Annotated in this window: 15 protein-coding genes; 10 read left to right on the top strand and 5 right to left on the bottom strand. The window is 39.7% G+C overall.

Going from position 1 to position 12,852, the window contains the following annotated elements; translation table 11 throughout:
• Positions 1-131: 131 nt before the first annotated feature.
• The 5 genes from U2718_RS05230 to U2718_RS05210 all read left to right on the top strand — a co-directional run bounded on the left by U2718_RS05230 (position 132) and on the right by U2718_RS05210 (position 5,000).
• Positions 132-770, top strand: a complete 639-nt coding sequence (locus tag U2718_RS05230; RefSeq protein ID WP_341995700.1) for a hypothetical protein — start codon at positions 132-134, stop codon at positions 768-770.
• Positions 771-788: 18 nt separating this feature from the next.
• Complete coding sequence (locus tag U2718_RS05225; protein WP_341995698.1) at positions 789-1,970, top strand: ABC exporter membrane fusion protein; 1,182 nt, start codon at positions 789-791, stop codon at positions 1,968-1,970.
• Positions 1,971-1,998: 28 nt separating this feature from the next.
• Positions 1,999-3,156, top strand: a complete 1,158-nt coding sequence (devC, locus tag U2718_RS05220) for an ABC transporter permease DevC (RefSeq protein ID WP_341995695.1) — start codon at positions 1,999-2,001, stop codon at positions 3,154-3,156.
• 38 nt (positions 3,157-3,194) lie between these two features.
• The gene (locus tag U2718_RS05215; protein ID WP_341995693.1) at positions 3,195-4,247 is read left to right on the top strand and encodes an AI-2E family transporter; all 1,053 of its coding nucleotides are present in this window, start codon (positions 3,195-3,197) and stop codon (positions 4,245-4,247) included.
• A gap of 147 nt (positions 4,248-4,394) precedes the next feature.
• Positions 4,395-5,000 carry a hypothetical protein gene (locus U2718_RS05210; protein ID WP_341995691.1) on the top strand — a complete coding sequence of 202 codons (606 nt, stop codon included), beginning with the start codon at positions 4,395-4,397 and terminating at the stop codon, positions 4,998-5,000.
• Positions 5,001-5,067: 67 nt separating this feature from the next.
• On the opposite strand, the gene U2718_RS05205 is transcribed toward U2718_RS05210, so the two are convergent.
• From U2718_RS05205 to U2718_RS05195, 3 genes are all read right to left on the bottom strand, one after another.
• Positions 5,068-5,328 carry a hypothetical protein gene (locus U2718_RS05205; protein ID WP_341995690.1) on the bottom strand — a complete coding sequence of 87 codons (261 nt, stop codon included), beginning with the start codon at positions 5,326-5,328 and terminating at the stop codon, positions 5,068-5,070.
• A 166-nt stretch (positions 5,329-5,494) separates the two neighbouring features.
• On the bottom strand, positions 5,495-5,662 hold the full coding sequence (locus U2718_RS05200; RefSeq protein ID WP_341995688.1) for a hypothetical protein: 168 nt from the start codon (positions 5,660-5,662) through the stop codon (positions 5,495-5,497).
• 6 nt (positions 5,663-5,668) lie between these two features.
• Complete coding sequence (locus U2718_RS05195; protein ID WP_341995686.1) at positions 5,669-7,291, bottom strand: MFS transporter; 1,623 nt, start codon at positions 7,289-7,291, stop codon at positions 5,669-5,671.
• Positions 7,292-7,419: 128 nt separating this feature from the next.
• Between U2718_RS05195 and U2718_RS05190 the strand changes: the two genes are divergently transcribed.
• On the top strand, positions 7,420-7,902 hold the full coding sequence (locus tag U2718_RS05190) for a GNAT family N-acetyltransferase (protein ID WP_341995684.1): 483 nt from the start codon (positions 7,420-7,422) through the stop codon (positions 7,900-7,902).
• Between the two features lie 164 nt (positions 7,903-8,066).
• Here the strand turns inward: U2718_RS05190 and U2718_RS05185 are convergent, their stop codons facing one another.
• On the bottom strand, positions 8,067-8,405 hold the full coding sequence (locus tag U2718_RS05185; protein WP_341995682.1) for an ArsR/SmtB family transcription factor: 339 nt from the start codon (positions 8,403-8,405) through the stop codon (positions 8,067-8,069).
• Positions 8,406-8,482: 77 nt separating this feature from the next.
• Between U2718_RS05185 and trxA the strand changes: the two genes are divergently transcribed.
• From trxA to U2718_RS05165, 4 genes are all read left to right on the top strand, one after another.
• Entirely contained in the window at positions 8,483-8,809 is a 327-nt protein-coding gene (gene trxA / locus U2718_RS05180; protein WP_341995681.1) for a thioredoxin, read from the top strand.
• 319 nt (positions 8,810-9,128) lie between these two features.
• Positions 9,129-9,296 carry an SDR family NAD(P)-dependent oxidoreductase gene (locus tag U2718_RS05175; RefSeq protein ID WP_341995679.1) on the top strand — a complete coding sequence of 56 codons (168 nt, stop codon included), beginning with the start codon at positions 9,129-9,131 and terminating at the stop codon, positions 9,294-9,296.
• Between the two features lie 86 nt (positions 9,297-9,382).
• Entirely contained in the window at positions 9,383-10,084 is a 702-nt protein-coding gene (locus tag U2718_RS05170; protein ID WP_341995678.1) for a glutathione binding-like protein, read from the top strand.
• 181 nt (positions 10,085-10,265) lie between these two features.
• Positions 10,266-11,363 carry an alkene reductase gene (locus tag U2718_RS05165; RefSeq protein WP_341995677.1) on the top strand — a complete coding sequence of 366 codons (1,098 nt, stop codon included), beginning with the start codon at positions 10,266-10,268 and terminating at the stop codon, positions 11,361-11,363.
• A gap of 348 nt (positions 11,364-11,711) precedes the next feature.
• Here the strand turns inward: U2718_RS05165 and lipB are convergent, their stop codons facing one another.
• Positions 11,712-12,380, bottom strand: coding sequence for a lipoyl(octanoyl) transferase LipB (lipB, locus tag U2718_RS05160; protein WP_341995748.1), 669 nt, complete (start codon positions 12,378-12,380; stop codon positions 11,712-11,714).
• Positions 12,381-12,852 lie beyond the last annotated feature (472 nt).

Below are 12,852 nucleotides of genomic sequence, written 5' to 3'. Positions count from 1 at the left end.
CGTTCATCAGGGCTAGGTTTACAGTTTTGACTGAAAATGTTCAACATCTAGTTGAAGTAAATATTTCTAGAAATCTAAATACGCAATTAGATTATTAAGTCTATAAAGCTTAGTATTCTGTGAATAAATTTATGGCAGCTTTCTTATATCCAATTTATACATTAGTAAGTTTGGTATTGTCAATTTGGGCAATTAGCTTATTTCAGCAAGAACATAAAGTAAGCACAATAATGCTGATTTTTGTATTAGCTGGAATGACTTACGACAATCTTATAGTTTCAGTTGGTTCTTTGATTGCAGAAGGAGGTTTGCTGAAATTACTGAATCGCTTGCGTTTTATATTCCACAATTTATTTGTGCCTCTTTTGGTGGTGAACGCATTCAAACAAGCTTGTGATGCTGGCGTAACTTGGGCAAGTCACCCTATTGTTTCCAAAGGTTGTTGGACACTTACTATTGGAATCATTACTTTAGGCATAATAAATGAAATTCGACACCAGGAATTTGTACCAGTAAATATTGGTGGTACTCTGCGTTACAGGCCTCAAATTTATGGAGTGCCAATTCTAACTATCTTGACTGCAATTCTGGTAGCTGTGGCAGGGTTTTGCATTTGGCAAGAAATCCAATGTCCGTGGATGTTTGTAGGTACAGTGATAATGCTTTTTTGTAATGCTTTACCTAAAAATGCTTTTGGTGTTGTAGTTAGTTCGGCAAGTGATTTTCTATTTATGTTGGGATTGCTGGCAACAGAGTTAATACTGTACTGATTTACCCAGACTAATTTAATGCAAATTCCCAAAATTAATAAATCTGTAATTGGATGGGTGACAACTCTCGGCATAGTTGCAATTTTAACGACTAGTGGAACTATCGCTTATACAGTCTTGCGCTTTGCTTCTACTCACCAAAGTCATCCAAAAGCATCTGTAGCTAAAGTTCCTGAATTTATAGGTGTGGCTGCATTAGGACGTTTAGAGCCAAAGGGAGAGGTGATTAAACTTTCTGCACCTAGTTCTATTGAGGGTAATCGAGTAGAGCGATTATTGGTTAAACAAGGAGACAAAGTAAAAGTTGGTCAAATTATTGCCATTTTAGATAATCGCGATCGCCTAATTGCAACTTTAGAAAAAGCCAAAGAAGATGTGAAAGTCGCTAAAGCTCGTCTAGCTCAGGTTCAAGCTGGAGCAAAAGCAGGAGATATTAACGCTCAAAAAGCAAATATCACTCGCATAGAAGCAGAACAAAGAGGACAAATCATAGCAACTGAAGCAGAGATAGCACGTTGGCAAGCTGAGTTAACCAATGCTCAAAAAGAATATAAACGCTATCAATTTTTGTACAAAAATGGTGCTATTTCTGATTCTAATCTTGATAGTAAGCACTTAATAATAAAAACCATTACTCAACAAATAAATGCAGCCAAAGCAAACTTGCAAAGAATCAAACAAGCTCAACAGGAGCAATTAAACGAAGCAAAATCTACTTTAACCAGCATCAAAGAAGTTCGTACAGTTGATGTGCAAGCAGCCCAAGCAGAAGTTCATAGCGCCGAAGCAGTAGTAAAACAAGCACAGGCGAACTTAAATTTGGCATATGTAAGAGCAACTCAAAATGGACAAATTTTAAAAATACACACTTATGCTGGAGAAATTGTGGGTAACGAAGGAATTGCTGAACTTGGTCAAACAAATAAAATGTATGTTATAGCTGAAGTTTATGAAACAGATATTAGTAAAGTCCGCGTTGGTCAAAAAAGCATAATCACTAGTGATGTATTGATTAAAGAATTAAATGGAACTGTTGAAGAAATTGGTTTGCAAATTGGTAAAAAAGATATTTTCGATCCCAATCCAACAGCAAGTATAGATGCTAGGGTTGTGGAAGTCAAAATCAAATTAGACCAAGCCAGTAGTCAAAAGGTTGCAGGTTTAACGAACTTACAAGTAAAAGCATTAATTCATCAGTAAATTTAAGTAATTAAAGCAAACTTAAAATATGAAAAGGAGAATACCACTAGCTTGGTTACAACTTAGTCGAGAAAAAAATCGCCTTTTAGTTGCGATGGCAGGAATAACTTTTGCAGACATTCTCATATTTATCCAATTGGGTTTTCAGTCTGCACTTTACGATAGCAACACGAGGCTGCAACGTAGCTTGCAAGGAGACTTAGTTTTAATCAGTCCCAATACTCGCAGCATGATTAATATGTCATCCTTTCCTCGTCGTCGTTTATATCAAACAATGAACTTTAAAGGTATAAAGTCGGCTGATGCATTGTATCTAGACTTTGCTAAATGGAAAAATCCTCGTACTCATCAATTTAATACAATATTAACTATAGGATTTAATCCGGAAAAATCTGTTTTTAAATTACCTGAAATAAGTCAAAATTTAGATAAAATCAGATTCAGCGATACGATGTTACTTGATAGAGGAACGCGAGGCGTTTCCCAAGAGATTGTTACTGCAATTACAAAAAATAAAACTGTTTTTATCGAAATTGAAAAGCGCAAGATTGCAATTAATGGCTTATTTAAGATTGGATTTTCTTTTGCTGCTGAAGGTCATTTAATTACCAGCGATCATAACTTTCTACGTTTATTTGCGACAAGAAGAACAGTATCTGAAGTTAATGTAGGTTTAATTACACTCCAACCAGGTTACGAACCAAAATTAATGGCAGTAGCTTTACAAAATAATTTACCTAATGATATAAAAGTGTTGACAATGCAAGAATTTATAGAATTTGAAAAAAATTATTGGGCTAAAAATACAGCTATTGGCTTTATCTTTAGTCTAGGTACATTTTTAGGATTTATTGTTGGCACAGTTATCGTTTATCAAATTCTTTATAGTGATGTCACAGAACACTTACCCGAATACGCAACCCTAAAAGCAATGGGATTCCGAGATATCTATCTATTGGGTGTTGTTTTTCAAGAAGCATTAATTTTAGCAATTCTAGGTTATGTACCTGGGTGTGCTATTTCTTTCTATCTATATACCTTGACTAGAAATGCTACTAATTTACCTTTATTTATGCCAATTAGCCGTGCAGTCGTAGTTTTTGTTTTGACTGTTTTAATGTGTTCAATTTCTGGTGCGATCGCTATGAATAAAATTAGGTCTGCCGATCCAGCTGAAATATTCTAAAATCTAAAATCAAAAATTGGTATAAGGCTTTAACTGACATGAGCCAATCTCCCAAACTAAACCTCTGGCAAAAATTAAATAACTCTACTCTATTACGTTTGTTATTGCTATTCGCCTGTGGTTGGGCGCTAGTTGTACTGATTGGTTATTTTTATAACGTTATTGCCATCTTTACCACTGCTGCTATTGTTGCAGCATTACTAAATTATCCTGTTCAGTGGTTATCTCGCTATGTTCCGAAAGGATTAGCAATTGCGATCGCTTTTTTAGGTACTGTTGTGATTCTCCTTACCCTAGTCACAGCTTTGGGATTACAAGTGATGAATCAGGGACAAGGATTAGTGGCTCGTATCACTCAAGCACTGAATACCCAAAACTTACTACCACTTCAGGAATTTCTAGGTAACCTAAGTATTGAAAAAATTTTGCAAGCCTTGCAAACTAGCTTGATGTCAGGCATAGGAATTGCTCAGAATGTCTTTTCCAGCGTGTTTACATTTGTGTTTCTTGCCGTTATTAGTCTTTATATGTTAATCGATGGCGAAAAACTTTGGTCTGCTTTTTTAAAGTTGATACCTACTCCTTCACGCGATCGGTTTGCTAATACTTTTCAGAGAAGTTTTTTGGGATTTCTCCGAGGACAATTATTATTAATGCTATTTTTGTCTACTACAAGTTTTCTCATCTTTTCAATATTAGGAGTAAACTATGCATTATTCTTAGCAATTATTGTTGGTATTTTAGATGCCATTCCCGGAATTGGAGCAACGCTTGCAGTTCTTATAGTTACTTTATTAATTTTGGCATCTCAAGGCTGGGTATTAGCTCTCAAGGTTGTTGTTGCTTGCATCATTCTTCAGCAGATTCAAGATAACTTTGTGAGTCCTAAAGTTATGGGAAATGCTTTAGAAATTAGTCCAGTTATACTCTTTCTTGCTCTTTTTATTGGTGAGCGAATTGCTGGTTTACTAGGTGTATTTCTGTCAATTCCCATAGCTGGAATGATTGCTGCTTGGTTAAGAGCAGATGCACTAGAAACACAGAAATCTTTATCAGAAAAATCACAGGAAGTGCTAAGTCAAGATTTTTAGTTATAGCTATTAGCTATAGAAACTCTATTTAATTTTAAAAAACAATCACTTTCTTTTTCTCTTTTCTTCATGAGTCTGTGCATGAAGTAAATCGTGTTGCCGTAAATTCTGAAAAACCAAACTTAAATATCGTTCAAAGGATGAAAAATGGCTATTGAAACAAGTGTTTGGATTTATTGGCTTTTATGTTTGCTGGCTACAGCTTTAATAGTTGCAAACAGGAAATTTGTTTATAAATTACTGAGTCCTTATTCAGCATCACTCTATCTAGACAAAGGCTATACAATCTCCTTAACTCTGGGATGGATAGCAACTTTCTTAACATCTACTGTATACATTTTATTTACACGCAAGTACGAAACAGGAACTTATAAGTTTTCAGACATTCTAGTGTTTTCATTTACCAATGGTGTTTTAGAACAATTCATGTTTATCTTTTGGTTTTTATTAGGTTGTTATATAGGACATATTACATTGTCAAAAAATCATAAGTTAGTTTTTATCTTTGGATACATTAGTTATGTTATATTTTCTGGATTAATCCATGCCTTATTTTGGACAAAAGTCCTTCCCTTACATAAACCTGCAACTGTTGTCATGATTTCAACATTGGCTACTATGTCCCTAATTTGGATGTGGTTAGCATGGAGATATCGAGCTATTGTGGCAATTATTGCCATGCACATTCTAATTGATTTTCTGATGATTGGACATCTGCACTTTACTTGGTTTGATTCTCTACAGCTGATTTGAAGGCGTGTTCTTACTTCCAAAGCAGCAGTGTATGCAGCGATCGCTCTTTCGATATTCTCTGCCTAGTTTATAGTAGCGCTTTAGCGCAATTACAAACCTTTTTCCATCTGTAGCCAAAATTTAGAGAAATCGTATAAGTTATAAATACAACCTCCTGCATTGTTAACGCATCAACTCGGATTGTTAATACATCAACTCGGATTGTTAATACATCAACTCGGATTGTTAATGCATCGACTTGCATTGTTAATGCATCAACTCGGATTGTTAATGCATCAACTCGGATTGTTAATGCATCGACTCGGATTGTTAATACATCAACTTGCATTGTTAACGCATCGACTCGGATTGTTAATGCATCGACTTACAAAAACTAGAGTGTTGAAAAAACCGCAGAGGCACAGAAAACACAGAGGAGTAAGAGCTAGAGAGATATTATTTAAGTTGCCTGTAATTCTTTTACTGTGTCAAAAAGGACTAAAGTAAGTTTCTGACTAAATTATGATACTCTGTCGCCGACGAATGACTTTCGCCCAAAAATACATTATAAACATCGGCATATCCGGTAACACAGCACAAAAAATTATAGGTAAAGTAGCTGTTGGCTGCTGTGGAGTGATGAGAATTGCTAGGTTGAGAATAGCATGGCTAGGAGTATTCATGTCACTTTAGCACGGTTGCCTCAAACCTTTACCATCTGTGTAATTGGCGTAAATCATTTGAGAAACCTTTGGTGGTTCATCGCCGATATGAAAAGCACGAGCACGTTCCTCTATCATTTTATCTGCATGAGTTACTCGCTCAAATTGTCGTTTATGTTCCGCCCAAGATTCTACAACCGCAGTTTCCACAAATCGCCCTGGTTCTGATAAATCTTGATACAAGCCCCAATAAATTGCGCCATCTCGTCGCCTAATATTGCTGAGTGCCTTCATAACTTTAGTAAACTCGTCGGCGTTGGCAGGATCGATACGATATTCTAAGGTAATTAAAACTGGGCCGTCATTTGGGCAAGGTTCAAAAGCGATCGCTGGTTGATCCCAGTGTAAGGATGAGCGCAAGTCTAATTTTTCTGCACAACGAAGGCGATAACGCACTGTCAGCATGACAGCAACAATCAAACCTACGCCAGCGCTATCAAGAGCAATTGAGATACTTGTGTTTTGAGCGACTGTACCCCACAACAAACTGCCCAAAGTCAAACATCCTTGAAACACTAACAATTGCACTGCTAAAGCTCTTGCCCGCACCCATGTGGGAACGGATGTTTGTGCTGCTACACTCAAGCTCACCATCACACTGAGAGAAGAAATTCCCACTAGCATCATCAAAGCACATACCAAGGGAAGATTACGCAGATAGGCAAGCACCAGCATCATCACTCCCATAAGCAAAGATGATAAAGCAACTAGCTGGTCAATAGAAAGCCGTTGTCTCAGCTTAGGTAAAATAAAAGCTCCGCTCAAGCCACCAATGCCCCAAAAGCCAAGTATAATTCCATACCCAAGCGCATCCAACTGTAATTCTTGTCGTCCCAGCAGTGGCAGGAGGGCAAATAAAGCGCTTGCAAAGAAAATGTAGGCAGATGTACGAATTAATACAGTCTGTAAGGGTGGAGCATAACGCACGTAACGAATTCCAGCTTGCATAGCTCCCAAAAACCGCTCCGCAGGTAAGGCACTCCTTTGGGGTGTGCGCTGCCAGCGATATATTACCAATATTACTCCGACAAAAGAAGCAGCATTGAGTAGAAAAACTGCTCCAGTACCAGCGGCGGCAATAATTACACCTGCCAACGCCGGGCCAATTGAGCGTGATAAATTGATTACTATACCGCTGAGAGTTATAGCTTGCGGCAAATCTTGTGTTGCTACTAATTCTGGAGTAATGGCTTGCCATACGGGCATATTGATAGAACTACCAATACTCAAGGCAAAAGTCAACGCTAAGAGTATCCAAGGATTAATGATATTTGCCAGGGTTAATACTCCCAGTACTGTTGCTACTGCCAGCATCCAAGTTTGCGTCCACAGCAGAAGCTTGCGACGATCAACCACATCAGCGATCGCGCCAGCTGGTAATGCCAGTAAAAAAAAGGGCAAGCTTGCAGCTGCCTGCATCAGCGCTACCAGAAAAGGTGAGTCGGGAGCCAAAGTAGTCATCAACCAAGCTGCCCCAACATCATGCATCCAAGTGCCAATGGTTGATACCGCTGATGCAAACCACAAAGCGCGAAAGACTGGCTGCCGCAGGGGACTCCACATTGATGTAGATACTGCTGGTGCGGTCATAAAAGGAGGGGGAGAGGGTGGTAAAGACAGTGCCTTATGACTACCCTGGGGGGGTAGGAGAAAAAATATATACTTTTTGAGAATATAAAAATAATAGAACGGAAAGCAACTCCGTGTGCTTTAAATTAATGTCAATATTTCCAAATATTAGTTTCCGGGAAGCCACTTGCCAAGAAGATTCTCTAATTGCTCAACACTTTTATCAGTTGTGGCGAGACAATAACGTTTCAGATGAATTTATCCGCTCTGACTGGCTTGAGGTGATTCTTGAATTTATCAGCAATGCTCGTCAAGATTTATACTACAAAGCATTTGTCGCAGAGATTAGTGGTAAAGTAGTCGGCTCTGCTAGTTGTCAGCTGTTTGCTGGTCTTTATCCTATGCCATTTACAGAAGATTACCGCAAATATGGCTATATTTGGGGTGTTTATGTTGAACCACCTTACCGTAGTCAGGGAATTGCTACGCAGCTTACAAGTATGGCAATTGAGTATCTCAAAGCGATCGCCTGTACACGAGCAATCCTCCACGCCTCACCATCAGGTAAACCAGTCTACGAGCGTCTTGGTTTCTTGCCAAACAATGAAATGCGATTAGATATTTTAGGATAGTGGTTAGTAGGGGAGGCAGCGCGCCCTTGGGGGTTCCCCCGGTTGTAGCGACTACCGTGCGGGTTTTGCTGATTATATGAACGGTTAAAACCGACAATTTATCTTTTAAACCCGCCCGTACAGTGGATAGTGGATAGTGCTTGGTGTTAACTAATAACCAATGATTAATGACTAATAACTATTGACTCTTGACTCATCAATTCTGGAGCTGATCGCAAAACCACATCTAAAAGCCCTGGAAACAATACCTCTAAATCTTCCCGCCTTAAAGAATTTATATGCTGTGTTCCTTCTTTGCGCGTCCAGACTACGCCCGATTCCCTTAAAATTTTAAAGTGGTTGGACATGGTAGATTTGGCGATCGCAAAATCAAAATCGGCACAGCATTGCTCTCCCTTAGTCGCCAACTGCCGGACAATCTCCAACCGCACAGGATCGCCTAAGGCATACAACACTCCTGTCAAAGAAATATTTTTTCGCTCTGGGTGATATAAGAATCTCATACTTGCATTATCTCATAAAGTAGATTATATTTTAATTATTCGATTATATCGAACTAACGAATAAAGGGAGGGCAAATATGTCATCCGTTACGAATGTGACAGAAGCCACGTTCAAGCAAGAAGTCCTCGACAGTGAAGTTCCGGTATTAGTAGACTTTTGGGCGCCGTGGTGTGGCCCTTGTCGCATGGTGGCTCCGGTGGTGGATGAGGTGGCTGCCGAGTACGTAGGACAGGTAAAAGTGGTGAAACTGAACACAGATCAAAACCCTACTGTTGCCAGTCATTACGGGATTCGTAGCATTCCCACACTGATGGTGTTTAAAGGCGGGCGGCAAGTCGATACGGTTGTGGGTGCAGTGCCAAAAACAACCCTAGCTAAAACTTTAGCACAGCATCTGTTTTGAAAAGAGGGAACGGGGAACGGGGAACAGGGAACAGGGAAATAAATAATTTTCATTCCCTTGTTGTCTGATTTATCACATGACCGCCTAGTTACTTCTCCGTCCTAGTGAATTTGTAATAGAAAAGCAACAAGTGTAAAGGATAAACTAACCAAGTCTAATTTAGGCGTTGCTGAATCGCGGTATGAATTTGATGTCTAGAGACGCGATATATCGCGTCTGGGCAGGGGTTTTGGCATTACGAAAAATTATTTTCATAGCCTAAATCAGCAACGCCCTAATTTACCCTTGTTGCTCTATTTCTTCTTCTTTTTTCCTTGGTATGGACTTAAAACTAGATCATAAATCAGCGCTGGTAAGCGGCTCAACCGCAGGTATTGGTTTTGCAATTGCCCAAATGCTAGTGCAAGAGGGTACATCAGTTATTATCACCGGTCGATCTGAGCAACGAGTTACACAAGCATTAGAAAAAATTAAACTCAGCCACTAACGGTGCAGCTTTGCCAGCAGATGGTGGTGTTGTGCGTTCAATAGTTTAGCCCAGAGTCATCTTTTAAAAAATCAGGAGAAAAATCCATGATAGAACTCTACTACTGGACAACGCCTAACGGTCACAAAATTACAATCTTCCTTGAGGAAGCCGAACTTCCTTACACCATTATTCCTGTCAATATTGGTGCGGGCGATCAATTTAAACCAGAATTTCTCAAGATTTCACCCAACAATCGCATCCCTGCAATTATTGACAAAGAACCGACTGATGGCGGCGAGCCGATATCAGTCTTCGAGTCTGGTGCAATTTTACTGTATTTAGCAGAAAAAACTGGCAAGCTAATTCCAAGCAACACACGAGAACGTGTAGAAGTTCTCCAATGGTTATTCTGGCAAATGGGAGGCTTAGGGCCAATGGCGGGACAGAATCACCACTTTAGCCAATATGCGCCCGAAAAAATCCCTTATGCGATCAACCGCTATGTGAACGAGACAGGGCGATTGTATGCAGTGCTGAACAAACGACTAAGCGATCGCGAATTTGTTGCTGGCAATAACTATTCAATTGCCGATATTGCAGCCTATCCCTGGATTGTACCTTATGAGCGCCAAGGGCAAAATTTAGAAGATTTTCCCAACCTCAAGCGCTGGTTTGAAGCGATTAAAGCACGTCCGGCAACAATTCGCGCCTATGAAAAAGCAGAAGCATTCAAAAATCAGGCGCTTGATCCCGACAAGTCACGAGAATTGTTGTTTAACCAATCGGCGAATACAGTGAAACGTTAATAAAGGCGATTGGGGATAGTAGTCTATCGCATAAGTTTTGAGGTGTTCTTAGTAAGCGATGCACGCGCTCTGGGAGTTAAGGACTAAAGTCCTTACTACGAACTTGTTTCACCTGCTCAATATTGCAAGTACTCACTTTCATCTAAAACAAAGTAAAAAGTAAATTTTTTGGCAATCAACTATGAACACTGACATTAATTTATTCACTCCCTACCAACTTGGCGACATCGAACTAAACAATCGCATTATTATGGCTCCTCTTACCCGCAACCGTGCGGGTGAAGGCAACGTACCCCACGAACTCAATGCAGAATACTACGCTCAACGTGCATCAGCAGGGCTAATTATTTCTGAAGCAACTCAAGTTTCACCCCAAGGACAAGGATATCCTTTTACACCAGGTATTCATTCGCCCGAACAAATCGCAGGATGGAAGCTAGTCAACGATGCTGTACATCAACGGGGAGGAAGAATTTACCTGCAACTGTGGCACGTAGGACGTATTTCTCACCCCGATTTGCAACCAGACGGAGCCTTACCTGTAGCGCCTTCTGCCATTCCAGCCAAAGGGCAAGCTTCTACATTTGAGGGAATGAAACCCTTTGTCACACCTCGTGCATTAGAAACTGAGGAGGTTACAGGAATTGTAGAACAATATCGTCAAGGGGCAGAAAATGCTTTAGCCGCCGGATTTGATGGTGTAGAAATTCATGGTGCTAACGGTTACTTAATTGATCAATTTCTCCGTGATGGAACAAATCAGCGTACAGATAAATACGGTGGTTCGCTAGAAAATCGTGCCAAATTCCTATTGGAGATAACAGAAGCAGTAACTGGTGTCTGGGGTGCAAAGCGGGTAGGAGTACGCCTTTCTCCTAGTGGAACCTTTAATGATATGTCTGACTCCAATCCACTAGCAACATTTGGTTATGTAGCAGAAGCACTAAATCAGTTTGATTTGGCATATTTACACATCTACGAGGCAACGGAGGCAGACATTAGATATGGTGGAACAGTCGTACCTACAAGTCACATCCGGGAACGCTACAAAGATACATTGATGGTTAATGGAGACTATACCTTAGAAAAAGGTAATACCGTCTTGGCAACAAAAGCAGCAGATTTAGTAGCATTTGGCAGACTGTTTATAGCCAATCCCGATTTACCCCGACGTTTTGCTCTAAATGCGCCTCTGAATCAACCCGATCCATCGACTTTTTATGGTGGAACAGAGAAGGGCTATACCGATTACCCAACACTCGAACTACAAGTGCGTTAACCAAACAGCTTGACTATCTAGCTGGGAAGGGTAAAAGTATTCATGTGTACTCTCTTCCCACATTCATCGATAGTTTAGGTAAAAGCGATCGCCTATCTATTCAAGAAACAGGGGAATTGCATGAATCCAAATTAAACAATTACACGTTTAATTTTGTTATACCGGAAATTTGACTAACACAGTTTTTCAATAAAGCAAGTATAAGGCTACAGAAATAACCGAATTATATAGAAAAGCTCAAAAAGCTAATAAATAGCCTTGCTGAATTACGCACAAAAGAGGCAGGGGAGCAGAGGAGGAAAGTGGAAAATTCTTCTCCTTGTCCCCGTGTCCTCTTCCGCGTCTTAATTACTGCGGCTCAACTAATTCTGCATCAAACACTTCTGCAAAAGACTGCACTATCGTTGCACGTACTAGCTCGCAAGTGATATCTGGTATCCATTCAGTCAAACTAGCTACAGACTTATCCGAAATACCACAGGGAACAATTCTTTCAAAGCCAGTCATATCAGGACAAACATTTAATGAAAATCCGTGCATGGTAATCCAGCGACTGACTTTTATGCCAAAAGCAGCGACTTTACGTTCTTCCACCCAAACGCCAGTCAAACCAGATATGCGCTCTCCTCGTAAACCATAAGTATTTAGTGCATTAATTATTACCTGTTCTAGCTGTCGTAAATACCAATGGAGGTCTTTGTAATAACGTTGTAGATTTAAAATTGGATACCCCACTAATTGACCAGGGCAATGGTAAGTGACTTCGCCACCTCGCTCAATTCTATGTACTTCATAATTGTTGTGGTCAATATCAAATTTAAGAAATTCTGAATTTGCTCCTTGCCCTAAAGTATAGACAGGAGGGTGTTCCAGCAAGATTAACACATCATCCAAGCTCTTGTCTTTGATACGTTCAGCAACTAGCGATCGCTGCCAGTTTAAAGCATCTATGTAAGGTGTTAAGCCTTGGTTGTATAAAAAACATCGATGAGAATATGAAGGATTACTACGGAACATTGCAAAAAATAACTGATGTGTCAAAATGTGAGTATTAGAAATTACATAAACTTCGGCACAGAACCTCAAGCTATGCAAAGGATTTTAAAGGAAAGTAAAGGGAAGCAGTTTTGTAAAATACAAAATGCTAGTTTGAATATATAACCTCAATGGTGTTGGGAGGAATTCTCTGCAAGAACCATCATGCTAACAAAAAAGATGAAAGTGCTAGCTGATGGTGTCTAATCAGTTGTTCGCATCTAAGACGGGATAAAACTTACAACCAGACACGTGTTGTCTATGAACAGAAAAACAAATCCACCCCACTTGGAGGAGTAAAGCTGATGATATCTGCGTGCGTGTATAAATGCCTTTGTTGCAGTTGCAGCAATTGCAGAGATTCTCAAGCCAGTGATTTAAAGTTGGCTGAGGATAAGTACACCAACAGCAGGATGTAGGAATTTTCCGATTTAGCCCGGCGGCAGTGATAGAC

The organism is Chlorogloeopsis sp. ULAP02 (assembly GCF_038404745.2).
In the GTDB taxonomy this organism is placed as follows: Bacteria; Cyanobacteriota; Cyanobacteriia; order Cyanobacteriales; family Nostocaceae; genus Chlorogloeopsis.
The sequence above is the reverse complement of the archived record's forward strand: the minus strand, read 5'-3'. Positions and strand labels throughout refer to the sequence as shown.